General features: G+C 57.6%; 27 protein-coding genes. 14 read left to right on the top strand and 13 right to left on the bottom strand.

The window, feature by feature from the left end; genetic code table 11:
- Nucleotides 1–124: 124 nt before the first annotated feature.
- From ACQUTP_RS22520 to ACQUTP_RS22495, 6 genes are all read left to right on the top strand, one after another.
- Entirely contained in the window at nucleotides 125–1453 is a 1329-nt protein-coding gene (locus tag ACQUTP_RS22520) for an aspartate aminotransferase family protein (protein WP_017898604.1), read from the top strand.
- Nucleotides 1450–2004 (top strand): carboxymuconolactone decarboxylase family protein, encoded by a 555-nt coding sequence (locus ACQUTP_RS22515; RefSeq protein WP_023317981.1) that lies wholly within the window; start codon nucleotides 1450–1452, stop codon nucleotides 2002–2004. The genes ACQUTP_RS22520 and ACQUTP_RS22515 overlap by 4 nt, the downstream gene beginning before the upstream one ends.
- Nucleotides 2005–2131: 127 nt before the next feature.
- The gene (glnH, locus tag ACQUTP_RS22510) at nucleotides 2132–2884 is read left to right on the top strand and encodes a glutamine ABC transporter substrate-binding protein GlnH (RefSeq protein ID WP_048294509.1); all 753 of its coding nucleotides are present in this window, start codon (nucleotides 2132–2134) and stop codon (nucleotides 2882–2884) included.
- Between the two features lie 51 nt (nucleotides 2885–2935).
- The gene (gene glnP / locus ACQUTP_RS22505) at nucleotides 2936–3592 is read left to right on the top strand and encodes a glutamine ABC transporter permease GlnP (RefSeq protein ID WP_004203767.1); all 657 of its coding nucleotides are present in this window, start codon (nucleotides 2936–2938) and stop codon (nucleotides 3590–3592) included.
- A 2-nt stretch (nucleotides 3593–3594) separates the two neighbouring features.
- A complete protein-coding gene (glnQ, locus tag ACQUTP_RS22500; RefSeq protein WP_064794861.1) occupies nucleotides 3595–4317 on the top strand; it encodes a glutamine ABC transporter ATP-binding protein GlnQ in 723 nt (240 codons plus the stop codon).
- 21 nt (nucleotides 4318–4338) lie between these two features.
- Nucleotides 4339–5355, top strand: a complete 1017-nt coding sequence (locus ACQUTP_RS22495) for an acyl-CoA--6-aminopenicillanic acid acyl-transferase (RefSeq protein WP_048295789.1) — start codon at nucleotides 4339–4341, stop codon at nucleotides 5353–5355.
- On the opposite strand, the gene ACQUTP_RS22490 is transcribed toward ACQUTP_RS22495, so the two are convergent.
- A complete protein-coding gene (locus tag ACQUTP_RS22490) occupies nucleotides 5352–6542 on the bottom strand; it encodes an MFS transporter (RefSeq protein WP_049115125.1) in 1191 nt (396 codons plus the stop codon). The two genes, ACQUTP_RS22495 and ACQUTP_RS22490, sit on opposite strands and share 4 nt — an antisense overlap.
- Before the next feature lie 175 nt (nucleotides 6543–6717).
- On the opposite strand from ACQUTP_RS22490, the gene ACQUTP_RS22485 reads away from it, so the two are divergent.
- A complete protein-coding gene (locus tag ACQUTP_RS22485; RefSeq protein ID WP_117130116.1) occupies nucleotides 6718–7599 on the top strand; it encodes a LysR family transcriptional regulator in 882 nt (293 codons plus the stop codon).
- Between the two features lie 70 nt (nucleotides 7600–7669).
- On the opposite strand, the gene ACQUTP_RS22480 is transcribed toward ACQUTP_RS22485, so the two are convergent.
- Entirely contained in the window at nucleotides 7670–7789 is a 120-nt protein-coding gene (locus tag ACQUTP_RS22480) for a hypothetical protein (RefSeq protein WP_032425956.1), read from the bottom strand.
- 67 nt (nucleotides 7790–7856) lie between these two features.
- On the opposite strand from ACQUTP_RS22480, the gene ACQUTP_RS22475 reads away from it, so the two are divergent.
- Both ACQUTP_RS22475 and ACQUTP_RS22470 read left to right on the top strand, forming a co-directional pair.
- Entirely contained in the window at nucleotides 7857–8168 is a 312-nt protein-coding gene (locus ACQUTP_RS22475; RefSeq protein ID WP_004203773.1) for a hypothetical protein, read from the top strand.
- A 246-nt stretch (nucleotides 8169–8414) separates the two neighbouring features.
- Nucleotides 8415–8855 (top strand): VOC family protein, encoded by a 441-nt coding sequence (locus ACQUTP_RS22470; protein ID WP_004203774.1) that lies wholly within the window; start codon nucleotides 8415–8417, stop codon nucleotides 8853–8855.
- A 147-nt stretch (nucleotides 8856–9002) separates the two neighbouring features.
- Here the strand turns inward: ACQUTP_RS22470 and ACQUTP_RS22465 are convergent, their stop codons facing one another.
- From ACQUTP_RS22465 to yeaG, 3 genes are all read right to left on the bottom strand, one after another.
- Complete coding sequence (locus ACQUTP_RS22465; RefSeq protein WP_004203776.1) at nucleotides 9003–9485, bottom strand: glutathione peroxidase; 483 nt, start codon at nucleotides 9483–9485, stop codon at nucleotides 9003–9005.
- A gap of 251 nt (nucleotides 9486–9736) precedes the next feature.
- The gene (locus ACQUTP_RS22460; RefSeq protein ID WP_049115129.1) at nucleotides 9737–11020 is read right to left on the bottom strand and encodes a YeaH/YhbH family protein; all 1284 of its coding nucleotides are present in this window, start codon (nucleotides 11018–11020) and stop codon (nucleotides 9737–9739) included.
- An 85-nt stretch (nucleotides 11021–11105) separates the two neighbouring features.
- On the bottom strand, nucleotides 11106–13040 hold the full coding sequence (gene yeaG / locus ACQUTP_RS22455; protein WP_428902446.1) for a protein kinase YeaG: 1935 nt from the start codon (nucleotides 13038–13040) through the stop codon (nucleotides 11106–11108).
- A gap of 416 nt (nucleotides 13041–13456) precedes the next feature.
- Here yeaG and ACQUTP_RS22450 point away from each other — a divergent pair, with 416 nt between their 5' ends.
- Both ACQUTP_RS22450 and ACQUTP_RS22445 read left to right on the top strand, forming a co-directional pair.
- Nucleotides 13457–14203 carry a MipA/OmpV family protein gene (locus ACQUTP_RS22450; protein WP_004203780.1) on the top strand — a complete coding sequence of 249 codons (747 nt, stop codon included), beginning with the start codon at nucleotides 13457–13459 and terminating at the stop codon, nucleotides 14201–14203.
- Nucleotides 14204–14294: 91 nt separating this feature from the next.
- Nucleotides 14295–15149 carry an aldo/keto reductase gene (locus ACQUTP_RS22445; protein ID WP_032455845.1) on the top strand — a complete coding sequence of 285 codons (855 nt, stop codon included), beginning with the start codon at nucleotides 14295–14297 and terminating at the stop codon, nucleotides 15147–15149.
- A 60-nt stretch (nucleotides 15150–15209) separates the two neighbouring features.
- On the opposite strand, the gene ACQUTP_RS22440 is transcribed toward ACQUTP_RS22445, so the two are convergent.
- Nucleotides 15210–16094, bottom strand: coding sequence for a D-hexose-6-phosphate mutarotase (locus tag ACQUTP_RS22440; protein ID WP_004203783.1), 885 nt, complete (start codon nucleotides 16092–16094; stop codon nucleotides 15210–15212).
- Nucleotides 16095–16168: 74 nt separating this feature from the next.
- Nucleotides 16169–17164, bottom strand: a complete 996-nt coding sequence (gene gapA, locus ACQUTP_RS22435) for a glyceraldehyde-3-phosphate dehydrogenase (RefSeq protein ID WP_004203784.1) — start codon at nucleotides 17162–17164, stop codon at nucleotides 16169–16171.
- A 338-nt stretch (nucleotides 17165–17502) separates the two neighbouring features.
- On the opposite strand from gapA, the gene msrB reads away from it, so the two are divergent.
- Both msrB and ACQUTP_RS22425 read left to right on the top strand, forming a co-directional pair.
- Complete coding sequence (gene msrB / locus ACQUTP_RS22430; protein WP_023317991.1) at nucleotides 17503–17916, top strand: peptide-methionine (R)-S-oxide reductase MsrB; 414 nt, start codon at nucleotides 17503–17505, stop codon at nucleotides 17914–17916.
- Between the two features lie 43 nt (nucleotides 17917–17959).
- Nucleotides 17960–18238, top strand: coding sequence for a YeaC family protein (locus ACQUTP_RS22425; RefSeq protein ID WP_285755367.1), 279 nt, complete (start codon nucleotides 17960–17962; stop codon nucleotides 18236–18238).
- Nucleotides 18239–18331: 93 nt separating this feature from the next.
- Here ACQUTP_RS22425 and yajD read toward each other — a convergent pair whose 3' ends face one another.
- The 5 genes from yajD to sppA all read right to left on the bottom strand — a co-directional run bounded on the left by yajD (nucleotide 18332) and on the right by sppA (nucleotide 23923).
- Nucleotides 18332–18676: an HNH nuclease YajD gene (gene yajD, locus ACQUTP_RS22420; RefSeq protein WP_002901254.1), complete on the bottom strand. Its 345-nt coding sequence runs from the start codon at nucleotides 18674–18676 to the stop codon at nucleotides 18332–18334.
- A gap of 160 nt (nucleotides 18677–18836) precedes the next feature.
- On the bottom strand, nucleotides 18837–20090 hold the full coding sequence (locus tag ACQUTP_RS22415; RefSeq protein ID WP_004203789.1) for a glycoside hydrolase family 18 protein: 1254 nt from the start codon (nucleotides 20088–20090) through the stop codon (nucleotides 18837–18839).
- 170 nt (nucleotides 20091–20260) lie between these two features.
- A complete protein-coding gene (gene pncA / locus ACQUTP_RS22410) occupies nucleotides 20261–20902 on the bottom strand; it encodes a bifunctional nicotinamidase/pyrazinamidase (protein ID WP_208692706.1) in 642 nt (213 codons plus the stop codon).
- 9 nt (nucleotides 20903–20911) lie between these two features.
- A complete protein-coding gene (gene ansA, locus ACQUTP_RS22405; RefSeq protein ID WP_004203791.1) occupies nucleotides 20912–21931 on the bottom strand; it encodes an asparaginase in 1020 nt (339 codons plus the stop codon).
- 138 nt (nucleotides 21932–22069) lie between these two features.
- A complete protein-coding gene (gene sppA, locus ACQUTP_RS22400; protein ID WP_049117586.1) occupies nucleotides 22070–23923 on the bottom strand; it encodes a signal peptide peptidase SppA in 1854 nt (617 codons plus the stop codon).
- Nucleotides 23924–24089: 166 nt separating this feature from the next.
- Between sppA and ACQUTP_RS22395 the strand changes: the two genes are divergently transcribed.
- Entirely contained in the window at nucleotides 24090–24641 is a 552-nt protein-coding gene (locus ACQUTP_RS22395; RefSeq protein ID WP_004176531.1) for an NAD(P)H nitroreductase, read from the top strand.
- Between the two features lie 734 nt (nucleotides 24642–25375).
- Here ACQUTP_RS22395 and phoC read toward each other — a convergent pair.
- Nucleotides 25376–26122, bottom strand: a complete 747-nt coding sequence (gene phoC, locus ACQUTP_RS22390; protein ID WP_004203793.1) for an acid phosphatase PhoC — start codon at nucleotides 26120–26122, stop codon at nucleotides 25376–25378.
- Nucleotides 26123–26264: the final 142 nt, after the last annotated feature.

The following is a 26264-nucleotide window of genomic DNA, read 5'->3' as shown; positions in this document are numbered from 1 at the left end:
TGATTCAAATGTATCAGTTATAAGAATAACGGATGCATTTATATCTTTAATTCGTTGACGTGATCCAAATGGATCCTGCAAGATACGCTCAATTCATGTAGCGGATTCAGGAGCAGAACCCAGTATGAGTCATGTCATTCACCGCAGCCTGCGTAGCACGCCGATGGTGGCTTCACGTGCGCAAGGGGCCTATATCTTTGATGCCCAGGGAAAACCGTATCTTGATGCCTGCGGCGGGGCGGCGGTTTCCTGCCTCGGACACGCGCATCCTGATGTGCTGGCGGCGATGCACCGCCAGATCGATCGGCTGGCCTATGCGCATACCAGCTTTTTCACCAGCGATGCCGTCGAGCAGCTTGCCGAACATCTCACCCGTACGGCGCCCGGCGAGCTTAACTACGCCTACTTTGTCTCGGGCGGTTCTGAGGCGGTAGAGACGGCGCTGAAGATGGCGCGGCAGTACTTTGTGGAGATCGGCCAGCCATCGCGCACCCGCTTTATCGCCCGTAAACAGAGCTATCACGGCAATACGCTGGGCGCGCTGGCGGTGGGGGGGAACGAATGGCGCCGTCGTCAGTTTGCTCCCTTATTAATGGATGTTATCCGCGTCTCCGCCTGCAATGAGTACCGCGATCGTCGGGCTGACGAGACCCAACAGCAATATACCGAGCGCCTGCTTAATGAGCTGGAGCAAGCCATCCTTGAGGCCGGCCCGGAAACGATCATCGGTTTCTGTGCCGAAACCGTGGTGGGGGCGACGACGGGAGCCACGCCGCCGACGCCGGGCTATCTGCAAGGGGTCCGCCGCCTGTGCGACAAATACGGCATCCTGTACATCGCGGATGAGGTGATGTGCGGTATGGGGCGGACCGGGACGCTGCATGCGTTTGAACAGGATGACGTGGTGCCCGATTTAGTGACCATCGCCAAAGGACTCGGCGGAGGCTATCAGCCGATTGGGGCGGTGCTGGCGAGTGAGACTATCGTCTCCGCGCTGAAGGCGGGCAGCGGGTTGTTCCAGCATGGTCACACTTACATTTGTCATGCCACCGCCGCGTCGGCAGCCCTGGCGGTGCAGCAAGTGATCGCGCGGGATAATTTGCTGGACGCCGTCAAACAGCAGGGCGCCTATCTGCACAAGGCGCTGCGCGAGGTGCTGGGGGAGTTACCGCATGTCGGTGATACGCGCGGACGCGGCCTGTTTGCGGGGGTCGAGCTGGTGCGTGATAAAGACGACAAAACGCCGTTCGATCCTTCCCTGAAGCTGCACGCTGCGATCAAAGCAAACTGCATGGCGCGTGGACTGATGGTCTATCCCATGGGCGGCACCATCGATGGCCAGTCTGGCGACCACATTCTGATTGCACCGCCGTTTATCATCACCCCGGCGCAGCTCGATTTTGTGGTCGATACCCTGAACTGCGTGATCCGTGAAGAGACGGGGAAATTATGAGCAATCGTTTACCGCCCCTGGCGGAACAGGAATGGGACGTTCAGCAGCGTCAGTTAGCGGAAGAGATTATCAACGGACCGCGCGGCGCCTTGCTGCCGCCCTTTGAACCGCTGCTGCGGAGCCCCGAGCTGATGGCCCATGCCCAGCGTATGGGGGAGTACCTGCGCTATCGCAGCGCGCTGGGCCAGCGTCTTTCTGAACTGGCGATTTTGCTGACCGCGCGGCACTGGTCGCAGCCGGTTGAGTGGGCGATCCATGCGCCGATAGCACGCGAGAAAGGGATTGCTGCCGCGGCGGTGCAGGCGATTAAGGAAAGGCGCCGGCCCGTGGATCTCCGGCCCGATGAGCAGACGGTCTATGACTTCTGTCAGCAGCTGCATCAACAGCAAAAGGTCAGCGATGAGACCTGGCAACAAGCCATTGAGTTATGGGGCGAGAAGGGCGTGGTGGATCTGATTGGAATAAACGGTTATTACAGTTTTCTCTCCATGGTGATGAACAGCGCCCAGACGCCAGCACCGGCTACCTCTGACTCTCTGTTTTCTGCATAAGTTATCGTTTTTATTCGGGCGCATAAAACTGCGCCCGGTATATCAACTCTTGTTATTGGTTCTTCCGGCGAGATATTTCGCAGGGTGACGTTCGTTGTAGGCTATCTCACTGACGCTGAGGGTAATTATGAGTGGATTATTTAAGAAATTAAAGCTGACGCTGGCATTAGTTATTTGTTCAGCCAGTTTTGTTACAGCAGCAGAAGATAAAATAACGGTGGGTGTCGATACTGCCTTTGTTCCATTTGAATTTAAACAAGGCGATAAATATGTCGGCTTTGATATCGATCTGTGGGACGCGATTGCGAAGAAAATGCATATCAGCTACGAATTAAGGCCGATGGATTTCGGCGGCCTGATCCCCGGTCTGCAGTCGCGTAATCTGGACGTGGCGATGGCGGGAATAACGATTACCGATGCGCGCAAGCAGGTCGTGGACTTCAGTGAAGGATATTATAATGCCGACCTGTTAATAGCCGTGAAAAGTAATGATAATTCCATTGTTAAATTCAGTGATTTGACCGGGAAAAAAGTCGGCCTTAAGCAGGGGACGGCGGCGGCCAGCTTTATGAAAAGCAAATATAAAGCGAATTATATCGAGTTCCCGAATATTGATAACGCTTACCTTGACCTGCAGGCCGGTAATCTCGATGCCGTCGTTCATGATTCGCCGAATGTCCTTTACTACGTGAAGACGGCGGGTAATGGCAAGGTCAAATCCACTGGTGAGACGGACAGCATTCTGCCACAGCAGTATGGCTTTGCGATGCAGAAAAACAGCAGCCTGACGCCAAAAGTCAACCAGGCCCTGCAGGCCCTGCGCGCCGATGGTACCTACGACAAGATTTACGTAAAGTGGTTTGCTAAACAGCCGAAATAACCCTGCCAGGTCGGAGCGATCCGACCTCATATTTTCTTTACGGGTAGAAGCATGAACTTTGACAGTCGCTATATTTGGGATGCATTGCCGCTGCTGATGCAAGGCTTGCAGCTGACGCTAATTATTTCGTTATCAGGTTTGTTAGGTGGATTAATCATTGGTTTGCTGGCCGGGACCTGCCGCGCATTAGGTGGGACAATATCCAAAACGGTATCGCTGGTGTTTGTGGAATTAATCCGCGGGACGCCAATTATGGTGCAGGTGATGTTTATCTACTTCGCCCTGCCGATGGTGTTGCCGGTGCGTATTGACCCGGTTCCTGCCGCCATTATCACCATTGTGATTAACTCCGGGGCTTATATAGCGGAGATCACCAGGGGCGCGATTCTGTCGATCAATAAAGGATTTAAAGAAGCCAGCCTCGCGATGGGGTTATCGCCGCGCAGCACCCTGTGGCATGTCATTATGCCGCTGGCTTTTCGGCGGATGATCCCGGCATTAGGCAATCAATGGATTATCAGTATTAAAGATACGTCGCTGTTTATTGTGATTGGCGTGGCAGAATTAACCCGTCAGGGACAAGAGATTATTGCCGGCAACTTTCGGGCGCTGGAGGTGTGGACGGCGGTGGCGATGATTTATCTGTTTTTGACATTGTGCCTGAGCTTCCTGCTAAAACAAGTTGAGAAAAGGATCCATATTTTATGAGCATGGTTGAATTTAGCGCGGTGGCGAAAAACTTCGGCGCCACTCAGGTGCTGCACGATATCAATTTAAAGATTGAAGCGGGCGAGGTGGTGGTGATCATCGGTCCTTCCGGCTCGGGAAAATCGACCCTGCTGCGTTGTATTAACAAGCTGGAAGAGATCTCCTCCGGCACGCTGCTGGTGGCGGGCATGCATATTACGGATCCGCACGCGAATGAGTGTGATATTCGCCGCGAAGCCGGTATGGTGTTTCAACAGTTTCATTTGTTCCCGCATCTGACCGCCCTGGAGAATGTCATGTTCGGTCCGCTTCGCGTGCGCAAGCAGAGCAAGGCCACAGCGCGGGAGCAGGCGCTGGCGTTGCTGGATCGCGTGGGGCTGCGTGAACGCGCTAACCACTATCCTGCCGAGCTCTCGGGCGGTCAGCAGCAGCGTGTGGCGATAGCTCGCGCCCTGGCGGTGAAACCCAAAATGATGTTATTTGATGAGCCAACATCCGCCCTCGATCCTGAACTGCGGCATGAGGTGTTAAAGGTCATGCGCTCGCTGGCCGACGAGGGCATGACGATGGTGATTGTGACCCATGAGATTGGCTTTGCCAGAGAGGTGGCTTCCCGGTTGATTTTTATTGATGGCGGCACTATTGCCGAAGATGGTTCACCTGAGCCGCTGCTCACGGCCAGCAGCAATCCGCGTCTGCAAGAGTTTTTGCAACACGTATCCTGAACATAAGTGAATAATGACAATATGAAAACAATCGCAATCCGAGGTTCCGCTTTTGCGGTCGGTCAGCAGCTTGGCGCGTTTGGTCGTGAGGCCTGGCAGACAAAAATCAGGCAAACGGCGCTGTGGCAAACGGTGGCCGCCCTGAAAACGACGGAACAGACCCAGCGCATGCGCGCAGCCGTGCAGGCTCAGTTCCCGCTGATCTGGCAGGAGCTGGAGGGCATGGCGGAGGGGCTGCAGGCGCCGGTGGATGAGGTGTTCGCCTGGAACTGTCGCGGCGATCTGGTGCGTTCGACGTCGGATGGCTGCACCACCCTGGCGGGGAGAAGCGCAGAGGGCGAGTTGATCATTGCGCACAATGAAGACGGCTTCCCGCAGCTGCGTGAAGACTGCGCCATCGTCAGCATAACCCCGGACGTGGGCCTCGCCTTTACCAGCTTCGCCTATCCCGGCTCCCTGTGCGGACATACCTTCGCAGTGAATGAGAAGGGGATAGTCAATACGGTCAACAATATTCGCGCCGTGCATCGTCCGGACGGGATGCCGCGCCAGATTCTGGCCCGCGCCTCACTGAACGCCACCACCTTAGAGGAAGCCGTCACTCTGCTGAGCGCCACGCCGCGCGCGGGCGCGTTTCACCACACCCTGGGCCAGATGGGCGATAGCCGTCTGTTTAGCGTGGAAGCCACCGGCTCCGGCAGCTCGGTGCTCGCGTTGTCCGCCACCAGCGGGCATGCCAACCATCTGATCCATCCCCAGCTTGCGGTCATTGAACAGATCGTGACCGGCAGCTCCGGCTCGCGCCAGCGGCGCCTGGACGCGTGGCTGGCGACGGACCCGCCGCTGGATGGCGTGACAGCGAAAGCGATGCTCTCCGACCAGCAGGATCCGTTGTTACCGATTTACCGGCTGTCTCCCGACGATCCTGATGAGGAAAATACGCTGGCGACGGCCATTTTTACCTTGAGCGCGACCCGCGTCGTGTGGCAGGTCTTCACGCTGGACCGTGAAAACGCGGTTTTACAGGGCAGCGTTTAGCGGCCCGAGGGCGCTTTCAGCAGAGCGATCAGCAGCGTACTGCCCACCATGATCCCCGCCGCCAGCCACACCATTCCCGACAGGCCAGCTGAGGCGATCAGCTGGCCGCCGACAAGCGCCCCGGTGCCGATGGCGGCATTAAAAATGGCCACGTAAATGGCTGACGCCGGCTGGGCGACCGCGCCCGCGCTGCGCAGTAGCCAGGTCTGTAAGCCGACGAACACAATCGCGATGCCGGCGCCCCACAGGGCTAACAGTAGCCCGCTAAAACAGAATGGCAGTGGCGCAAAACGGGCGGTACCAAGGATCGCCAGCGCGCCCCCGCTCAGCAGCAGCGCAGCGAAAATCAGCCCCTTCAGATGACGATCAATGAGTTTCCCCGCGATAACGTTACCCAGCAGCCCGGAAACCCCTGACAGCAGCAGCAGGCCGGAGAGGGCGGTCGTCGGGACTCCCTGCAGATTTATCAGCAGCGGTTCAATGTAGGTGAAGGCGGCAAAGTGAGCGGTAATGATGCATGCCGTGGCGCCATACAGGCCACCGAGCAGCGGATTGCGGAAAATATCACGATAAACGCGCAGCCTGACGGGGGCTGGGGCGGCCAGCGCGGGCAGCGTCGAGCACAGCACCGCAGCGGCGGCCAGTGACAGCAAGGCCATCGCCATAAACGCGTATCGCCAGCCCGCCAGGGTGGCGATAAAGCTCGCCAGCGGCACCCCCACTACGCTTGCCGCCGACACGCCGCCAAAAATGATCGCCGTGGCCAGCCCCAGCCGGTGCGGCGGCACCATCTGCGCGGCGACGATGCCAATTAAGGCCCAGAAGGCGCCATGCGCCAGGGCACCAATCATGCGGGCGCTCATCAGGGCGAACATCGAATAAGACCGGGTTGCGGCGAGGCAGGAAAGCGCGAGGATCAGCATCAGCCCGACCAGCAGCGCCTTGCGGGAAATACGCGCCGGCATTGCGCCGGAAAGCAGAGCCGCCAGGGCGCCCACCCAGCCATAGGCGGTGACGGCGAGACCCATGCCAGATTCAGTCTGGTGAAAATCCGCCGCCAGGGCGCTGAGCATGCCCACCGGCGCCAGTTCGCTGGTGACGATTGAAAAGGCGCAGATCCCGAGCGCAACGACGGCTATCCAGACGCGCGCCGGTGCCGGGTGGAGGGGTAAAGCAATCTCTTTCATATCAGGCGTATCCTTAGGAAAGGAGCGTTCCGCGCGGTACACGGACGTTCAGGTGAGGAGAGAGCAGGCGACCGGATGGCCTGGTTGTCTCCGCGAGTGGCGTGCAGTATCATCCCTGCGAAAATGATAAAAAAGAGTGGAAAACGGATAGCCATTTTCCATAAATGGAAAATAGATGACTGCAGAATTTAACTGGGATGATGCGCGCATATTCCTCGCCATCGCCCGGGCGGGAACGCTGAGCGGCGCCGCCGACAAGCTTAACATGGGCATTGCCACGGTCTCCCGTCGGCTGGATCGGCTGGAGCAAGCGTTGAACGTTCCGCTCTTCAGCCGCCATCAGAGCGGCTATCGCCTGACCGATGATGGCGAAGCCCTGCTCGCGCGGGCCGAGGCGCTGGAATACGCAGGCCTGGCGTTTGGCGAAGCGGCGCAACTGCAGGGGCATGTCGCCGGGGTTGTCCGCCTGGCCACCTCGGATAACCTGGCCACGCATTTTATTCTGCCCTCCCTGAAAGGGCTCCTGGACCATTATCCCGAGCTGCGGGTGGAGGTGCTGAGCGGCGTGCAGCCGGTGAACCTGCACCGTCGGGATGCCGATCTGGCGATCCGCATGGTCAAGCCTGAGGCCGGGCATTTGACGTTAAAGCGACTGGGGACGGTGGGGTTTGGCGTCTATGGCGCCGCCGGCTATCTGGCCGGTGCGGAGGGCCTGTCGCTGAGCGAGGCGGACTTTGTGGGGTGGCCGGAAACTCACCAGCACCTGCCGGCCGCCCAATGGATCGCGCGCACCCTGCGCGGCCGGCCGTGTAAAGTCGAAGCCAATACGCTCGTGGCCCAGGTTTCCGCGGTATCCGCGGGCCTCGGACTGGGCGTTCTGCCGCACTTTATGGCACGGGCCAGCGGCCTGCAGTGCCTGCAGCCGGAGATCGGCGCGGATCAGACTCTCTGGCTGGTGATGCATTCCGACCTGGCCGGGTCCAGACGCGTGCGGGTTATCGCCGACCATCTCATCACCCTCTTTGCGGCCCATCAAGATCGGCTGGCGATGCCCTGAAGGGGCGCGGCTTGGGCGTGTAGCGATACGACTGCCCGAGGCTGACGAGCCACGATTTTTTCCGCGCCAGCTAACAGCGATACTCGCCGCGCAATATTCGGCCCAATGCTGCTCCGCAGTCAAAAATAGTGCAGAGTGAGAGGATATCCCCGTCCGGCAAAATAATTTTGTGTTGTGGCCAGCGCCGCATTGTTGCGCTCCCCCAGAAATGCCTGTCGATGTTAGGGTGAGATGTTTATCACCACAGGAGAATGCAAATGATTGTCAGGACCTGGCACGGCTGTGTGCCATTGCAGCATGCTGAGGGGTTTGCCCGCCACCTCGAGCGGACCGGCGTGGAACACGCTCAGAGCATCGCCGGCAACAGAGGCGCCCTGGTGCGCCGGGAAAACCAGGGCGAATGGGCGCATTTCTTTCTCGCCACCTACTGGCAGGATCTCGCGGCGGTCAAAGCCTTCGCAGGCGAAGACTATCACGTCGCGGTCACCTATCCGGACGATGAAGTATTCGAACTCCTCTCCGACCCCTACGTGTTTCAGCATGAAGTTGAGGCCGTGTCGCCGCTGTAGACTGATGACCGGGCAGGTGGAAGATCGGCCAGCAACAGACGGTTGCTGGCCGCGTGAGATCGACTGACGTCACCGGTTAATTAACCCTGGACCGCTCAACTGCGCCAGCGTTTAACAGGTCGGGCTATGTCGAAACCGCCGATGCTCAGACGGCAAACGGCGTCAGGCGCATCAGAGGAAATCGTTTATGGTTACGTTAAGAGGTATCCTGCCTGTTCTGGGAAACGGCAAAGAGGATGTCATAAGATGCTGGCTTATATCACGATAGGTACCAATGATTTTCAGCGCTCAGTAGATTTTTATGACGCTATTTTTAATGTTCTTGGCTACTCACGTCTGCCTGCCTGGACAGACAGCTGGGCAATGTGGGGAGATAAAAATAATCCGGATAAGGCGTTCAGCTTTTGTATTTGCCCTCCTTTTGACGGACATTCCGCAACGGCGGGAAACGGGACAATGTTTGCATTCCAGGCTGATAACGCAGAGATTGTCAGACAGTTCCATGCCGCAGGCCTTCTTGCAGGAGGGCAAAATGAAGGCGCACCGGGCACACGCCCCGCCTATGGCCCCGACTTTTATGTGGCCTACCTGCGCGATCCTGACGGGAATAAGCTGGCATGCGTTTGTCAGCATTATTCTCCCGCAACTGATAAGTTCGTCAACCAGAAACAGGCGCTTCGCATATAGCATCTTACGGTTTTGCGCGTTTACAGCCCCTGACGTGAAATAGGGCGTTCCGGCGACAGCTGGCGCGGTCGGCTACAGGCCAGGAACCAACATCTATCTTGTATGGGCAGACAGCCACCGTTGGGTGAACGTGGAATGACTGCACACTCAGCGCTTGAGGGCGGCAACAATGGAAGCCTCCATTTTCTCCGGTGTCGTGAACGGCGCAAAACGCGTGAGGGGTGTGCCGTCGCGACCGATGAGGAACTTGGTGAAATTCCACTTGATCCGTCCGCCGAGCACGCCGGGCAACGCTTGTTTCAAATAACGAAACAGCGGGTGTGCAGCGGGGCCGTTGACGTCCACTTTCGCAAACATCGGGAAGCTCACGCCGTAGTTAACGTGACAGGTCTGCTCGATTTCATCCGCACCGCCGGGTTCCTGCTTGCCAAACTGGTTGCACGGAAAACCAAGCACCACCAGCCCCTGAGCCGCGTACTTTTTGTAGAGCGCTTCCAGGCCAGCATACTGTGACGTGAAGCCACAATGGCTGGCCGTATTCACCACCAGAACCACCTTGCCAGCATAGTCAGCCATGGAGAGAGGTTGGCCGCGCAGGCGGGTGGCGGTCAATTGATAAAAAGGGGTCATAGCAGGCTCCTGAGAGTGGAAACAGTGCAACGCTGACGATCGCGTGAATGTTTGAAGCAGATTAGGCAGTTATAATACACAGGGTTAGGGATTTGTACCTGGAATGTACAACATGGGGGAAAGAAGCATTTTGCGATGAGGCAGTTGCATCTATTCTGCACAAAAAATGAGCGTATTGATTAATAGAGAAATAAAAGCATTTAAAAAATAAATCAGCCAGCAGGTGACGCTAACTGGCTGATTTTATTTAACTACGCTTCACTTTTAGAGGACTGCTTGTGAAACAGTTCGCGGAATACCGGGTAGATATCCTCCTGGTCGCGAATATGCTGCATGGCGAAATTATCAAAGGTCGCCTGCAGGTGTTCATACTCGCGCCACAGGGTCTGGTGCGCCCGGCGGGTAATTTCGATATAGCTGTAATAACGCACCACCGGCAGAATTTTCTTCGCCAGCAGTTCGTGGCACAGTGGGGAGTCATCGGCCCAGTTGTCGCCATCCGACGCCTGGGCGGCGTAGATGTTCCACTGCGCCGGGTCATAACGCGCCTGCACCACCTCATCCATCAGCTTGAGGGCGCTGGAAACGATGGTGCCGCCGGTTTCCTGAGAATAGAAGAATTCGTGTTCATCCACCTCTTTCGCCTGGGTGTGGTGGCGGATATAGACCACATCGACGTTTTTATAGGTCCGGCTGAGAAACAAATACAGCAGGATATAAAAGCGCTTGGCCATGTCTTTGGTGGCCTGGTCCATCGAGCCTGAGACGTCCATCAGGCAGAACATTACCGCCTGGCTGGAGGGCTCTGGCCGTTTTTCATAATTTTTGTAGCGTAAGTCAAAGGTGTCGATAAACGGCACCCGTTCAATTTTAGCCCGCAGTTCGGCAATCTCTTTGCGCAGGCGCTCCTCCTCCAGCAGCTGCACCGGCTCGCTGCGGCTGATGGTCTCCAGATCCTCCTCCAGAGCGCGTAGTTCACGGCGCTTGCCGGCGGTCATCGCCGTCCGGCGGGCCAGCGAGTTCTGCAGCGAACGCACCACGCTGATGTTGGCCGGCACCCCGTTAGAGGTAAAACCCGCGCGATGGGTTTTAAACTCGTTTAGCTGCCGGTGCTGATTTTTCTTCAGGTTCGGCAGGGCGAGATCTTCAAACAGAAGATCCAGGTACTCATCTTTTGAAATCTGGAAGACAAACTCATCCTTCCCTTCGCCATCGGCGCTGGCTTGCCCCTGACCGCTGCCACCGCCGCCGCCGCCCCCTTGCGGGCGTTCGATCCGATCGTTTTGCACGAAATGGTCATTACCCGGGTGGACGCGGTTGCGTAGTCCGCCGCGACCCTGATGAAACATCGGCTCGTTGATATCGTCCGTCGGGATCGAGACGGATTCTCCGCTCTCAATATCGGTCACCGAGCGCTTGTTGATGGCCTCGGAGATTGATTGTTTAATCTGCGCCTTATAACGGCGCAAAAAGCGCTGACGATTGACGGCGCTTTTGTTTTTCCCGTTCAGGCGTCGGTCTATGAACCAGGTCATATGCCCTCCTGTACTGCATTAGCCAACTTTACTTATCATCATTCAGCTGCAGTTGACCCGGCGGCGCACCGCCGGGCTGGACGCATCAGGACGATTTACGAACCCGCAGGTACCACTCGCACAGCAGGCGAACCTGTTTGCGGGTGTAGCCTTTCTCCATCATGCGGTCGACAAAGTCGTCGTGTTTTTTCTGCTCATCGGTTGAGGTTTTGGCGTTAAACGAAATGACCGGCAACAGCTCTTCGGTATTGGAGAACATTTTCTTCTCAATAACCGTGCGCAGTTTCTCATAGCTGGTCCAGTTCGGATTACGTCCGCTGTTGTTGGCTCTGGCGCGCAGCACAAAGTTGACGATTTCATTACGGAAGTCTTTCGGGTTGCTGATCCCGGCCGGCTTCTCAATTTTCTCCAGCTCGGCATTCAATGATTCACGGTCAAACAGCTGGCCGGTGTCCGGATCGCGGTATTCCTGATCCTGGATCCAGAAGTCAGCGTAGGTGACATAGCGATCGAAAATGTTCTGCCCATACTCGGAGTAGGATTCCAGATAGGCGGTCTGGATCTCTTTGCCGATAAACTCGGCGTATTTCGGGATCAGATAGCCTTTGAGGAACTCCAGATAGCGCTCGGCCTGCTCCTGCGGGAACTGTTCGCGCTCAATCTGCTGCTCCAGGACATAGAACAGATGCACCGGGTTGGCCGCCACTTCAACATGGTCGAAGTTAAACACCCTTGAGAGGATCTTAAAGGCGAAGCGGGTGGAGAGCCCGTTCATCCCTTCATCCACCCCGGCATAGTCGCGATACTCCTGATAGGATTTCGCTTTCGGGTCGGTATCTTTCAGGCTCTCGCCGTCATAGACCCGCATTTTCGAGTAGATACTCGAGTTTTCCGGCTCTTTCAGGCGCGACAGAATCGAGAAGTGCGCCAGCGTTTCCAGAGTGCCCGGGGCGCATGGCGCATGAGTCAACTCGCTGCTGTTGAGCAGTTTTTCATAGATACGGATCTCTTCGGAGATCCGCAGGCAATAAGGCACTTTGACGATATAGACGCGGTCGAGGAAGGCCTCATTGTTTTTGTTATTACGGAAGGTCACCCATTCCGATTCGTTAGAGTGGGCAAGGATGATCCCGTTAAACGGCAGGGCGGAGATCCCTTCGGTCCCGTTGTAGTTACCTTCCTGAGTCGCGGTCAGCAGCGGATGCAGCACCTTGATCGGCGCTTTAAACATCTCGACGAACTCCATGATCCCCTGGTTGGCGCGGCACAGCGCACCGGAGTAGCCGTAGGCGTCCGGGTCGTTCTGCGCATAGTGTTCCAGCTTGCGAATATCCACTTTACCCACCAGCGCCGAAATATCCTGGTTGTTTTCATCGCCCGGTTCGGTTTTGGCGATGGCGACCTGTTCGAGAATCGATGGCCAGACTTTGACCACGCGGAATTTCGTGATATCGCCGCCAAACTCATGCAGGCGTTTGGCCGCCCATGGCGACATAATAGTGCCGAGATAGCGGGTAGGGACGCCATACTCTTTCTGAAGGATCTGCGCATCCTCCTGCGGATTGAACAGGCACAGCGGGTGATCGTTAACCGGGCTGCGCTCGCCGTTGGCGCTCAGTACATAGATAGGCACGCGCTGCATCAGGGCTTTCAGCCGTTCAGCCAGCGATGATTTACCCCCGCCCACCGGTCCCAGCAGATAGAGGATCTGTTTCTTCTCTTCCAGCCCCTGGGCGGCATGCTTGAGGTAGGAAACGATCTGCTCAATGGCGTCTTCCATACCGTAAAACTCTTCAAACGCCGGATAGCGTGCGATAACCCGGTTTGAAAAGAGACGGGATAGCCGCGGCTCGAGAGCCGTATCAACCATGACGGGTTCACCAATGGCCATCAACAGACGTTCTGCCGCATTGGCATAGGCACTGCGATCTTGCCGGCAGATGGTAAGAAACTCCTGCAGTGTGAACTCTTCGTCCTTGGCAGCTTCATAGCGCTGGCGATAGTGATCGAATATATTCATGGCATGCCGTCCTTTCGTTTTTTAGCACAGGTTGAGAGCCGTTCATATGAATAGTGGGGGCCCCCGGAAGACATAAGCTGAACATCGCTCTCCTGGTATCCAGCAACCCTTATGCCAGGTTGCGGGTGGGGTAGCGTGAATGTGCCCTGCAATTACACCTTCTAAATTTAAGCGTAGATGCATTTAGAAATCTTGCATGACGCAGAAAATCAATTTCAATGACATATCAATAACTCATCCTGAAAAAGACGCTTTTTGCTTCGCCGGGACGTGAAGCTGTCATCGGGCTGTCACCAGATGGTAAGAGAAGGGTGGGAAAGTGAACGATTTGTGTCATATCGGGTAAAGAATTTGAGGCATGAGACCTACGACGGTAAACTGCACGGGCTGATTATTTGACAACGGGAATATGGATTGTGACTAAAATCAAACTTCTGGCACTCGGCGTGCTGATTGCGACCTCCGCCAGCGCGGCGCATGCCGATGGGAAGTTCACGCTTGGCGCTGGCGTCGGCATCGTTGAGCATCCGTACAAGCAGTATGATGCGGATGTGTATCCGGTGCCGGTCATTAGTTATGAGAGCGATAACTTCTGGTTCCACGGTCTGGGTGGGGGTTACTACCTGTGGAATGACACCAATGATAAGCTGTCGATAACGGCTTACTGGTCGCCGATGTACTTCAAGCCGGGCGACAGCGATAGCGAACAAATGCGTCGCCTGGATAAACGTAAATCAACCGTGATGGCCGGTCTTTCTTATGTCCACAACACGCCCTATGGTTTCCTGCGCACGACGATTGCCGGCGATACGCTGGATAACAGCAACGGCATCAACTGGGATCTCGCCTGGCTGTACCGCTACACCAACGGGAACCTGACGCTGACGCCGGGCATCGGCGTGGAGTGGAACAGCGACAATCAGAACGAATACTATTATGGCGTCTCGCAGCACGAGTCCCGTCGTAGCGGCATGCGCAGCTACGATCCGGACAGCAGCTGGAACCCGTATCTGGAGCTGTCGGCCAACTATCGCTTCCTCGGCGACTGGAGCGTATACGGTATTGCGCGCTACACCCGTCTGTCGGATGAAATTACCGATAGCCCGATGGTGGACAAATCCTGGAGCGGTCTGATCTCAACCGGGATCACTTACACCTTCTGATTGTGCATTATTACAGTGCGCTTTATGCATCAAAACAGGGCTTCGTGCCCTGTTTTGCTTTATGGTGGTGCAGGGCGCTAAGGAGGAGACGATGGTGAAAAAAACAGTATGCTTTGGCGAGCAGGCGGCAGTTCCGGCCATCGGGCTGGGGACCTGGTATATGGGCGAGAACGCGGCGCAGCGTCAGCAGGAGGTGGCTGCACTGCGCGCGGGCATCGACCATGGCCTGACGGTAATCGATACCGCTGAGATGTATGCCGACGGCGGGGCGGAGGAGGTGGTGGGCCAGGCGGTCCGCGGCCTGCGCGACCGGGTGGTGCTGGTCTCCAAAGTCTATCCCTGGCACGCCGGCGGCGCGGCGATGCCCCGCGCCTGTGAAAACAGTCTACGCCGGCTGCAGACCGACTATCTGGATATGTATCTCCTGCACTGGCGGGGCGATATCCCGCTAGAGGAGACGGTCGAGGCGATGGAAAGGCTGGTGGCCGAGGGTAAAATCCGCCGCTGGGGCGTCTCCAATCTGGACACCGACGATATGCAGGCGCTGTGGCGCACGGCGGGTGGCGAACGCTGCGCCACCAATCAGGTGCTCTATCATCTCGCGTCGCGGGGCATTGAATACGATCTCCTGCCCTGGTGCCAGCAGCACACCCTGCCGGTGATGGCCTATTGTCCGCTGGCGCAGGCGGGGCGCTTACGTGATGGACTTTTTCAGCATACCGATATCATCAAAATGGCTAACGAGCGGGGCGTGACGGTGGCGCAGCTGCTGCTGGCCTGGGTGATTCGTCATCCGGGAATGCTGGCGATCCCGAAAGCGGCCAGTATTGAACATGTGGTGCAGAATGCCGCCGCGCTTGATCTCGTTCTCAGCCCGCAAGAGCTTGCGCAGCTGGACCGCCTCTATCCACCGCCGCCGCGGAAAACCCGGTTGGATATGGTTTAACCCACAGCGCATCCTGGTGGAGAAGAGAAAAAGCCCCGTGATAAACGGGGCTTTTTGCGCTTAGCGTTTTTTCACGCTGATGGTTTGCGCCAGGCGAGACGGGGTCTCTTCACTGGCTTTCTGCGGCTGGGTCACGCAGCAGGTTTCGACGCACACGAAGGTTTTGTAGCCATCGTCCGGCATGTCGCCCATGCTGACGGACAGCGCCGGGCCCGGGTTCCAGGCCACCACGTTGTGCTGATGATGATGCACCACGTCGATAGTGCGACTGAGCGCGTCGTCGTGGATCACGCTGCAGCCTTCGGCGTCGAGATAGACGCGGTCGGTACGATCCGGGAAGGTCTGCACGCCGTTGCTCAGAACGCCTTCTTCGGCATTTTTCACTTTATCGATATAGCGCTCGCCAAGACCGCTCACTTTCACCGCCGCGATATCGCCGACGTTGAAGTAGCTGTGCAGGGCAGAGGTGGTCTCAAATTCGCCGTGGGCTTCCAGCTCGATTTCGCAGGTCTTGCCCAGCTTGAAGCGGGCATAGAGGGTGAACTCATGCGGCCACAGCTTCATGGTTTCGGCGCTGTTCTGCAGCGCAAAGGTCAACATCACGCCGCCGTCGTCTTCATCATGGCCTTCCAGGGTCCACGGCAGGTTGCGGGCAAAGCCGTGCGACGGCAGGCCCTGCTGCGCCGATGGGCCAAACCAGGGCCAGCAAATCGGCACGCCGCCGCGCAGGGCGACGCCCTGTTTAAACGGGGTGTTGTTGCTCAGCCACAGGACTTCTTCTTCACCGGCGGGTTTCCAGGAGAGCAGATGCGCCCCCTGCAGCGCCACAGAGGCTTTCACCTGCGGATGGTCGATGACAATCAGCTCCAGGTCGTCCAGCTGGCGACGGGAGATAACGGGCGAAATGGTTTCATTCACCGGGAGAGCAAAAATTTTATTTATCATTGTGCAATCCTATCTCTGCAGACAAAAAAAAGAGCGACCGAAGTCGCTCTTACAGATTACTTTTTCATCTCAACTTATTTGGAGATGTGGGCAATCAGATCCAGAACTTTGTTGGAGTAGCCAGTTTCGTTGTCGTACCAGGAAACCAGTTTAACGAAGTTGTCGTTCAGTGCGATACCCGCTTTAGCATCGAACACGGAAGTGCAAACTTCGCCGTTGAAGTCGGTAGAAACAACGTCGTCTTCGGTGTAACCCAGAACGCCTTTCATTGCGCCTTCAGAAGCGGCTTTGATAGCTTTCTTGATTTCTTCGTAGGACGCTGCTTTTTCCAGACGAACGGTCAGGTCAACAACGGATACGTTCGGAGTCGGAACGCGGAACGCCATACCGGTCAGTTTGCCGTTCAGTTCTGGCAGTACTTTACCTACTGCTTTAGCAGCGCCGGTAGAGGACGGGATGATGTTCTGAGCTGCGCCGCGGCCGCCGCGCCAGTCTTTGTGAGACGGGCCATCAACGGTTTTCTGGGTAGCGGTGGTAGCGTGGACGGTGGTCATCAGGCCTTCAACGATACCGAAGTTGTCGTTGATGACTTTAGCCAGCGGCGCCAGGCAGTTGGTGGTGCAGGATGCGTTGGAAACGATGTCCTGGCCAGCGTAAGTGTCGAAGTTAGCGCCGCGAACGAACATCGGGGTGTTGTCTTTGGACGGGCCAGTCAGAACGACTTTTTTCGCGCCAGCGGTGATGTGTTTACGAGCGGTTTCGTCGGTCAGGAAGATACCGGTTGCTTCAGCAACAACGTCAACACCAACTTCGTCCCACTTCAGGTTAGCCGGGTCACGTTCAGCGGTAACACGGATTTTTTTACCGTTAACGACCAGATGACCGTCTTTCACTTCAACGGTGCCGTCGAAACGACCGTGAGTGGAGTCATACTTCAGCATGTAAGCCATGTACTCTGCGTCTAACAGGTCGTTGATTGCAACGATCTCGATGTCAGAACGTTTCTGAGCAGCACGGAAAACAATGCGACCGATACGGCCAAAACCGTTGATACCTACTTTGATAGTCATATATTCCACCAGCTATTTGTTAGTGAATAAAAGGTTGCCTGTAAAATTACAAAAACCTTACGCAGCGTCAAGCGGAATCGTGTCAATCATTGCGACAAATCAATCCTGAGCAGACCTTTGCGCGATTGATTTGCCTCACTCTCCCTTTGAGCCCAATTCCATATGGGGGCTGCGCGCGGAATTTTAAAGGGCATTTAAGATAAAAACGTGATTTAAGTCACAATTATCTGGCTGCCTGTGGGCACCGGATAAGTTTAGAACAAAAGTGTACGCTTCATTGTTAATGTTTTGTTAGAATTGGGGCGAAAGTTGTCCATTGCAAAGCGAGATGTAAGCCCATGGCAAATAAACCCTCCCCGGAAGAGCTGAAAAACGGCTTGAGCGAAATGCAGTTTTACGTGACCCAACATCATGGTACCGAACCGCCTTTCACCGGACGGCTGCTGCACAACAAGAAAAATGGCGTGTATCACTGCCTGGTGTGCGATGCGCCGCTGTTCAACTCCCAGAGCAAGTACGACTCCGGCTGCGGCTGGCCGAGCTTCTACGAGCCGGTAAGCGAAGAGGCCATTCGCTATCTGGACGACAGCTCCCACGGCATGCAGCGCATTGAGATCCGCTGCGGAAATTGTGATGCCCACCTCGGTCACGTGTTTCCGGATGGCCCGCAGCCGACCGGCGAGCGCTATTGTGTGAATTCGGCGTCGCTCAGCTTCACCGATGAGCAGAACGGCGAGCAGATCAAGGGTTGAAGAAACGATTCAGCAAATTATTCCTGGTGGAGATGAGCGGAAGATGGATATTGAGCAAATTATCGACAGCATGACCCCGGAAGTGTATCAGCGTCTGGCGACGGCGGTGGAGCTGGGAAAATGGCCGGATGGCGTGGCGCTGACGCCGGAGCAGAAGGAAAATAGCCTGCAGCTGGTGATGCTGTGGCAGGCCCGGTATAACACCGACGCCCAGCATATGACCATCAATACTCGCGGGCAGATGGTGATGAAGAGCAAACAGCAGCTGAAGGAAGATTTCGGTATCGTGCCGAAGCCGATCGCCACCGTGAAGCTGCAATAAACCGCCGGCCGGCGGGGAGAGGTTCCGGCGTCGGGTGATCCGGCGCCGGAAGGGTCAGCGTCTACGACCGCGCTCGACGGTCAGCCGCTTTGCTTACTTTTTGTTCATCATCGCTTTCAGGTCGGCAAACGGATTGTAGGTGGCCTCGCCGACGCTCTTTTGTGCATCTTCGCCGGCCACCACCGTGGAGCCATACTGATCGGCTTCGGTGTACTTGGAGTGTTCGTGATCGTGACAGTAGAGGCACAACATCTCCCAGTTGCTGCCATCTTCCGGGTTATTGGAGTGGTCGTGATCGATATGGTGCACCGTCAGCTCGCGCAGATTGGAGTAGACAAACTCCCGCGAGCAGCGTCCGCATACCCAGGGAAAGAGCTTGAGCGCCTTTTCGCGATAACCCACTTCCAGACGTGCGTAATTTTTGGGGATATAGGCCATGGCCCCCTGCCTCCTGTCAAACGGTTAAGCTGCGCCAGCCCCTGGCGCAGCGGATAACAGGCATCATAACCTATCCCGGGCGGCGCGATATACCTGCATTGCAGGCGATGCTGCCTGCGTCACGCCGCCCGGCGGCGGCGATGCGGCGAAACAGCCGCGATTAGTGTTTGATCCCCAGGGATTCCGCCAGCTGGCGGGCCAGCTGGTTCTGGTCATCGGCGCCATACTCCCAGAACATCGCCCCGGCGAGGCCCTTCGCCTTGATGTAGTCCGCCTTGATGGCTACCGAGCGCGGGTTCTCATAGGAGAGGGCGAACAGCGGCTTGCCCTCCGCGGACTGCACCGACAGCCACGGAACTTTCGCCTCATCGTCCCAGTGCTCGGTAAAGCGTTTCTGCGGATCGTTGAGCAATTTGCCCACGATATCATTGTATTTCACGTAGGTGTCTTTGCTCAGGTCATAGCCCAGCGAGGCAAACAGCGCGATCTGCTGTGGACCAAAATAGGGCTGGGTGACCGGGTTCTTTTGCGCATCCGCTTTACTCCAGTCGATCCCCGGCTCGACCGCCCGTTTTGGTACCCGGCCATAAAAACCAATCCCGAGGTTCATCTGGCTGGGTTTAAGCCCGGCGGCCAGGTAATTGTTGACCACAAAATCGGCGCTGTATTTATCCGCCGCGGCGACCGTCGGCCAGTGGCTGGAGTCATACAGGTTCGAGTTGAAGTACTGCGTGCCGTAGGCCATGTCGTAGGTCATCAGGTTGATGTAGTTCAGCACCGGGGCCACCGCTTTGACATCCACCCAGCTTTTCGGGCTCTCGGCGTTGGCGCCCACGGCAATAGTAACCAGTTTCTTCGTACCAAACGCTGCGCGCAGCTCTTTTAACAGCGCGGTGAAGTTATCGCGATCGGCCGGTTGACTGGCAACCAGCCCCCACGCGCCGTTGACCGGAAACTCCCAGTCGAGGTCAATCCCATCCAGACCATATTTTTCAACAATTTCCTGCGCAGACTGAATAAACACCTTACGGGTTTCTTTGCTTGCCGCCGCGCCGGAGAAACCGCGCGCCCCCCAGCCGCCGACCGACAGCAGGACCTTGAGGTCCGGGTTCTGTTTACGCAGGGCAGGGAGCTTTTGCAGATCCGCCTGCACCTTTGGCGACAGCCAGATCTCGTGCAGATGGTCAGGATCCTTCAGGGCCGCATTGGTCTCGTCTTTTTCATCGTTATAGATAAGGCCAAACGAGTAGTTGAGATGGGTGATCTGCCGGACGTCCAGCTTGTCGATATCCCCGCCCGGCCCGGCAGTGACGTCGCCGCCGCCGTTGAAATAGCCGACGGACATCAGCGGTTGGGCAGAGAGCGCGGAAGCGCAAAGCAGGGGCAAGGCTGCCAGCAAGGGCAAACGTTTCATAGTGGTTCCTCTTTGACATAAAAAAATAACCGCGCCACGGAAATGGCGTGGCGAAAAAACAGCCTTGCCAGACTACCAGCAATAACTTGTTGAAACTGCGAGAGAGTTCAATTTATGGACGATAACGAAGCGGCAGAAGAAGACCCGGCGCGGAAGCGCCGGGTGAAGGATCAGGCGTGGGTTTCCCGCCAGTCATCAAGGGCATAGAGCGTGGCGCCTGCAGCGGCCATCTCCATAAACGCCTGGCTGCTGTCCTGCGGCTGAAGGTTCACCCCGCGGCAGCCGTCGGTAATGACGTTGACCGCGTAGCCGAGCGCCAGAGCATCCAGCACGGTAAACTTCACGCAATAATCAGTGGCGAGGCCGAGAACGGTCAGCTCCACGATCCCCTGACCACGCAGCCAGCCGTCCAGTTCGGTTTTCTGCCGGTGACCGTTGTCAAAAAAAGCGCTGTAGCTGTCGATGACCCGGTTTTGCCCTTTGTGGAACACGGCGGCGATCGCCTGCTGCTTGAGCAGGGGATGCAGCGCCGCGCCTTCGCTGTGCTGAACGCAGTGATCCGGCCAGAAAGTTTGCGCCAGGCCGTCCAGGTCGCCCACAGTGTAGGGCTCCACCTGGTGCTGGCTGGCGAAGCTGCCGTGATCCGCCGGATGCCAGTCCTGACTGGCGACGATGGGCTCGCCGCGCGCCAGGCTCCAGTCGATAAGCGCGTTGGCCACCTCGACGGTGCTGTCGCCTTCGGGAACCGCCAGCGCGCCGCCGGCGCAGAAGTCGTTCTGCAAATCAACCAGTAACAGCGCTCGATGTGCCATACGTCCTCCTTAAGCTTCGTCAGGGGTCAGTTCGCCACGCAGATTCTGCTGCATCGCCGCGCGAATGGCGTCAACGTCCAGCTGCTGGCTCAGCAGATAGTGTAGCTTGGTCAGCGTCGCTTCCACCGTCATATCGAAACCACTGATGACTCCCGCCTGGGCGAGGGCATTGCCGGTGGCATAGCCGCCCATGTTCACTTTGCCGGACATACACTGCGTCAGATTGACCACCACAATGCCGCGCTGGCTGGCTTCCGCCAGCACCTGAATAAACTCGCCATTCTGCGGGGCATTGCCGACGCCGTAGGAGCGGAGGATCAGCGCTTTCACCGGCTGGCGCAGGAAATTACGCACCACGTCGGCGGAGATGCCGGGGTAAATCGTCACCACGCCAATCGGCTGCGGGGTGATGGGGTGCACAATCAGCTCCCCACGGCCCTGCGGCGCCGGCGGGGTACCGAGACGGCGAATATGGATCCCGGCCTCCAGCAGCGGCGCGAGGTTGGGCGAGGCGAAGGCGTCAAAGCCGTCGGCATGGGCTTTAGTGGTACGGTTGCCGCGGAACAGTCGATTGTTGAAGAACAGCGCCACTTCGTTAATCGGATAGTTGGCGGCGACGTACAGGGCATTGAGCAGGTTGATCTGGCCGTCGGAACGCAGCTCGGCCAGCGGGATTTGTGACCCTGTCACAATCACCGGTTTGCCGAGATTTTCCAGCATGAACGACAGCGCTGAGGCGGTAAACGCCATGGTGTCGGTACCGTGGAGGATCACAAAGCCATCATACTCCGCGTAATGGCTGCGGATATCGTCGGCGATGTGCTGCCAGTCCTCAGGGGTCATATCGGATGAATCCATCAGCGGATGGTATTCATGGATCGTGAAGTCCGGCATCTCCGGACGATGGAACTCCGGCATCAGCGCCAGCTGACGCTGCAGATGGCCGGAAACGGGTACATAGCCGTGTTCGGAGCGCTGCATACCGATGGTCCCACCGGTGTAGGCAACGTAAATCGATTTTTTTTGCATAGCATCGCTTAGGTTGGTCGTAGACAGGCGCAGTATAAAGAGACGGAGGAAAAAATACAGTGTTGGCCGCTCGCTTTGTGGCGACGCTGGCAGGTGCGGAAAAAAGGCTGCCCCGTGATACGGGGCAGCCGCTGCGTATTAACGAATGTTGGCGCAGGTCAGGCAGAAGGCATAGCGGTTCTGCGGGTCGTTGAACGCCGCCAGCTTGTCGCTTTCCGCTTTCACCGTCTCGGCCGCCGCGGCCACCGGCGCAGGCAGCCAGGCCTGAATGGCGGCCGGCAGCGAGGCGCGTACCGAGCCGGTCAGGCTGTCCAGCACCATCGAGAAGAAGGTTGGCTCTTCCTGATAGTAGTTAAGGTGCCAGGTTTTCAGCTTCGCCAGCTCGGCGGCCTTGGCCACCGCGTCGTCGAAATCGCCGAGGCTGTCGACAAGACCGTTGGCTTTGGCATCTTCCCCGGTCCAGACGTGGCCCTGGGCTATCTGGTCGATTTTCTCCGGCGTGCTCTTACGGGCGTTAGCCACCAGGGTGATAAAGCGCTGATAGCCGTTCTCAATACTCAACTGCATCAGCTGCTGCACTTCCGGCGGCAGCGCTTTGGTGCTGGAGATATCCGCCAGCGGCGACGTGGCGACGCCGTCGGTGTGGACGCCAATCGACCCGAGGGTATTTTCCACGGTGTTGATCACCCCAAAGATGCCAATGGAGCCGGTGAGGGTGCTTGGGTTCGCCACGATGTAATCCGCGGGGGTGGAGATCCAGTAGCCGCCGGACGCCGCCATGCCGCCCATTGAAACGACCACCGGTTTACCCGCGGCTTTGGCTGCCGCCAGCTCTTCACGAATGATTTCCGAGGCGGTCACGCTGCCGCCAGGGCTGTTCACGCGAAGAACGATGGCCTTAATTTTCGGGTCGAGGCGCGCATCGCGAATTTGCGCTGCGGTGGTATCGCCGCCGACGTTGCCCGGGGTCTCCTCGCCGTCCATGATGGCGCCGTTGGCGAAGATCACCGCGATAGCGGAACCCTGGTCAGACGGCGTCTTCACGTTGTAGTCGTAATAGCTAATCGCCCGATAATTGTTATCCGCTTTGCTCCAGCCAAACTGTTTGGTCAGCGCTTTTTCCACTTCCGTGGAGGTCGCCAGCTCATCCACCAGCTTATTGTCCAGCGCATATTTCGCCGTATCGCCGCCCACTTTACGCAGGCCATCGATAATGCCCTGGGCGCCCGGGAAGAGCTGCTGGGCGGTGATTTGCCGGTTGGCGGCAATGGTGTTGAGGTAGTTCTGCCACAGTTCGCCAATCCAGCGGCTGTCCGCTTCGCGGGCGGCAGGGGACATGTCATCGCGAATGAAAGGCTCGACGGCGGATTTATAGGTGCCGACGCGGAAGACATGGGTGGAGACTTTCAGCTTATCCAGCAGCGACTTGTAATACAGCCCGTTGGTGGCGAAGCCGTGGAGGTCTACCTCGCCCTGCGGCGAGAGCCAGATTTTGTTGGCAAAGCTCGCCAGGTAGTACTGGCCCTGGCTGTAGCTGCTGCCGACGGCATAGACCGGTTTGCCGCTGTCGCGGAATTCGCGCAGCGCTTTACCGATGTACTGCATGGACGGCTGATCGCCGCCGACGAAGTTTTTCAGATCCAGCACAATACCGGTGATATTACGATCATCCTTCGCCTGACGGATGGTCTGCACGATATCGAACAGAGAATTCTCCTGCAAACGGTCCGAGCTGGCACCAAACAGCTGGCGGCCTATCACGCCGAGTTTGCTGCTGGCGGAAGGTTTATCCACCACCACGCCGGTAATATCCAGGAGCAGCGCGCCGCGGGCGGTATGTTCGCTGGTGGTGCTGCTGAACTGGCTCCAGATGCCGATACACACCAGCACCAGTACCAGGAAGATCGCATTGAGGGCCAGTTTGCGAATAAAGTTGAGTATCCGCCACGTCCATTTAAAAAAGCTGGCAATCAGTCGCCAAAGGGTTCGCATGTCTTCTCCCTAACGTTATCTAAAAATGGGCAGGCCGCAGGGGCCGCCGCGTCTGGCTATCCTAAAGAGTGAGCCGTCGGTTGTCAGCAGGAATCACCGACCGCGCTGTAACAAAATCCTTGTGCATGTTAATTTTATGAAAAATGACATCACAGGAGTTATACAGATGGATGCTCTCGACCTACTGCTTAATCGCCGCAGCGCTTCCCGCCTGGCGGAACCGGCCCCGGCCGGCGAACAGCTGGAAAACATACTGCGCGCCGGGCTGCGCGCCCCGGATCATGGCACCCTGCAGCCGTGGCGCTTTTTCATTATCGCCGATGACGGCCGCGAACGCTTCAGTCAGCTGCTGGAAAAGGGGGCCAGGGAGGCCGGTCAGGATGAGAAGGGCATAGAGAAAGCCCGAAATGCGCCGTTCCGCGCGCCGCTAATCATTACCGTCGTGGCGCGTTGTGAAGACCACCCGAAGGTGCCGCGCTGGGAGCAGGAGATGTCCGCTGGCTGCGCGGTGATGGCGATGCAGATGGCGGCCCTGGCTCAGGGATTCAACGGCATCTGGCGCAGCGGAGCATTGACCGAGAGCCCGGTGGTGCGCGCCGGTTTCGAGTGCCGCGAGCAGGATAAAATCGTCGGTTTCCTCTATCTGGGCACGCCGCAGCTGAAAGCCTCAACCACCATTGCCCTGCCGGATACCGCGCCGTTTGTGACGCGATTCTGAGTCAGCGGGTGTTATGCCGGGCTGCGGCTTGCGCCTTACCCGGCCAACGCATCCGGCTCTGACTGTCTGTAGGCCCGCGCAAGCGCAGCGCCGCCGGGCAAGGACAGCGGGTACGGAGCCGATTTTGTGCCGGGTGGCGGCTGTCGCCTTACCCGGCCTACGTTCGTACGACCTGTCGTTAATTTATTCACTTTTCTTGCTGAAACTGCCGGTGCTGGCGGCCTCAAAATCGCTGAGACGTTCCCGGCAGGCCGGGGCAGCCCGCATGGATGCGGGCTGAGGGCCGTGTTTTGCATGGACGCTGCCTCGGCCCGACCCGAAGCCTGCAGGGATAAGTCGAAGGGACCGCGCAGCGGCGATTTTGCTGGCCGGAGCCCGGGGGTACAGGGGGCGGCGGCGACTGGCCGCCCCCTGTGCGCTCCCGGCGCCATGAGTGACATAACGCAGACGATTAACCGGGAGCGCAAACTACGCTGAAGCCACAGATAACATAAACAACCACACTGCAGTGCTTCCCCTCACCCTGGCCCTCTCCCGGAGGGAGAGGGAACCGTCCGGCTGGCCGCGCAAGCGCAGCGCCGCCGGGCGACGGCAGCAAGCTCGGAGCCGCATCTATGCCGGGCGGCGGCTGGCGCCTGACCCGGCCTTCAAACCCTACCCTTCGAATCAATCGCGATTTGTCGCCCGGACAAGGCGCGCCAGGCGCCGTATCCGGGAGTTCAGCGGCGATGACGTTACTTCTGCGTTTTGGCGAATTCGTCTTTGGCTTTCTGCAATTGCTGCTGGAAGGCCGGGTTGGTGTGCAGCGTGGCGACCACCGCGGAGCCGACGATGCGCGCCGCATCGACATCGCTCTGCCAGTGATAGCCGCAGATCACCCGGCTCTCGCCAAGCTCATAGCCGCGCTTCAAAATTTCGTTCTGCCGCTGCGGGTTGATCTCCGCCAGCACCAGGGCGGTGGCCCAGCCGATGGAGGTATGCCCGGACGGGTAAGAGCCGTTTTTCGCCAGCTTGTCCTGCTCGGTGGTGTTGCAGGTGGAGACGCCGTAGAAGGCAAACGGGCGAATGCGCATATACTTCTCTTTCGCGCCGCGGGTCGCCAGATCGCCGGCGTCTTCAATCATATTGGTCAGCAGCTTATGGAGCTGCGGCGCGTCTTTTTCGGTGATCGGCGAACCAAAGGCGCTGGAGAAGGCGTTAGCCACGCCGCCCGCGCTGAGGTTGGCATCCTCTGCCGCCAGCTTCCCGCGCTCGGTGTTGCGCAGCAGGCGCCCCTGCTCATACATCGCCTGATCGTTTAAGAACGCGATACTGCCCACCGCCGGCGGCGGCGGCAACAGCGCCAGGCTGTCGATGGCCTGGGCATTGGTCAGATAGTAGAGATCGGGCTTGGTGGTGACATCGTTACCGGGGGGAACCAGTGCGAAGGCGTTGACGGAGAAGAAACTGGCCAGGCAAAGGGCAAGAACACGCTTTTTCATTAGAATTTCCTTACGTCATAATCATTCCAGAGAAGACAGTCCTGTGTTGTCACATTTCTGTCATCTTTAAGTAAAAGTGAAAATGGTCGGGAAAAAATTGCCGCGTCTCGCAAAAACGGCTTTTTGTCTGCTTAATGAGCAA

It is taken from the genome of Klebsiella sp. 2-CIP_Kleb. (genome assembly GCF_050378715.1).
GTDB classification, from domain to species: Bacteria; Pseudomonadota; Gammaproteobacteria; order Enterobacterales; family Enterobacteriaceae; genus Klebsiella; species Klebsiella quasipneumoniae.
This window is presented reverse-complemented; position numbering and strand designations above follow the sequence as displayed.

Coding starts and splice junctions, on each gene's coding strand:
- ACQUTP_RS22515 (WP_023317981.1), top strand. CDS start 1,450: ATGAGCAATCGTTTACCGCCCCTGGCGGAACAGGAATGGGACGTTCAG.
- sppA (WP_049117586.1), bottom strand. CDS start 23,923: ATGCGAACCCTTTGGCGACTGATTGCCAGCTTTTTTAAATGGACGTGG.
- ACQUTP_RS22495 (WP_048295789.1), top strand. CDS start 4,339: ATGAAAACAATCGCAATCCGAGGTTCCGCTTTTGCGGTCGGTCAGCAG.
- ACQUTP_RS22475 (WP_004203773.1), top strand. CDS start 7,857: ATGATTGTCAGGACCTGGCACGGCTGTGTGCCATTGCAGCATGCTGAG.
- ACQUTP_RS22440 (WP_004203783.1), bottom strand. CDS start 16,094: ATGATAAATAAAATTTTTGCTCTCCCGGTGAATGAAACCATTTCGCCC.
- msrB (WP_023317991.1), top strand. CDS start 17,503: ATGGCAAATAAACCCTCCCCGGAAGAGCTGAAAAACGGCTTGAGCGAA.
- yeaG (WP_428902446.1), bottom strand. CDS start 13,040: ATGAATATATTCGATCACTATCGCCAGCGCTATGAAGCTGCCAAGGAC.
- ACQUTP_RS22395 (WP_004176531.1), top strand. CDS start 24,090: ATGGATGCTCTCGACCTACTGCTTAATCGCCGCAGCGCTTCCCGCCTG.
- ACQUTP_RS22470 (WP_004203774.1), top strand. CDS start 8,415: ATGCTGGCTTATATCACGATAGGTACCAATGATTTTCAGCGCTCAGTA.
- ACQUTP_RS22460 (WP_049115129.1), bottom strand. CDS start 11,020: ATGACCTGGTTCATAGACCGACGCCTGAACGGGAAAAACAAAAGCGCC.
- phoC (WP_004203793.1), bottom strand. CDS start 26,122: ATGAAAAAGCGTGTTCTTGCCCTTTGCCTGGCCAGTTTCTTCTCCGTC.
- yajD (WP_002901254.1), bottom strand. CDS start 18,676: ATGGCCTATATCCCCAAAAATTACGCACGTCTGGAAGTGGGTTATCGC.
- ACQUTP_RS22415 (WP_004203789.1), bottom strand. CDS start 20,090: ATGAAACGTTTGCCCTTGCTGGCAGCCTTGCCCCTGCTTTGCGCTTCC.
- glnH (WP_048294509.1), top strand. CDS start 2,132: ATGAGTGGATTATTTAAGAAATTAAAGCTGACGCTGGCATTAGTTATT.
- ACQUTP_RS22480 (WP_032425956.1), bottom strand. CDS start 7,789: ATGCGGCGCTGGCCACAACACAAAATTATTTTGCCGGACGGGGATATC.
- glnP (WP_004203767.1), top strand. CDS start 2,936: ATGAACTTTGACAGTCGCTATATTTGGGATGCATTGCCGCTGCTGATG.
- ACQUTP_RS22425 (WP_285755367.1), top strand. CDS start 17,960: ATGGATATTGAGCAAATTATCGACAGCATGACCCCGGAAGTGTATCAG.
- ACQUTP_RS22490 (WP_049115125.1), bottom strand. CDS start 6,542: ATGAAAGAGATTGCTTTACCCCTCCACCCGGCACCGGCGCGCGTCTGG.
- glnQ (WP_064794861.1), top strand. CDS start 3,595: ATGGTTGAATTTAGCGCGGTGGCGAAAAACTTCGGCGCCACTCAGGTG.
- ACQUTP_RS22445 (WP_032455845.1), top strand. CDS start 14,295: ATGGTGAAAAAAACAGTATGCTTTGGCGAGCAGGCGGCAGTTCCGGCC.
- ACQUTP_RS22520 (WP_017898604.1), top strand. CDS start 125: ATGAGTCATGTCATTCACCGCAGCCTGCGTAGCACGCCGATGGTGGCT.
- pncA (WP_208692706.1), bottom strand. CDS start 20,902: ATGGCACATCGAGCGCTGTTACTGGTTGATTTGCAGAACGACTTCTGC.
- ACQUTP_RS22465 (WP_004203776.1), bottom strand. CDS start 9,485: ATGACCCCTTTTTATCAATTGACCGCCACCCGCCTGCGCGGCCAACCT.
- gapA (WP_004203784.1), bottom strand. CDS start 17,164: ATGACTATCAAAGTAGGTATCAACGGTTTTGGCCGTATCGGTCGCATT.
- ansA (WP_004203791.1), bottom strand. CDS start 21,931: ATGCAAAAAAAATCGATTTACGTTGCCTACACCGGTGGGACCATCGGT.
- ACQUTP_RS22485 (WP_117130116.1), top strand. CDS start 6,718: ATGACTGCAGAATTTAACTGGGATGATGCGCGCATATTCCTCGCCATC.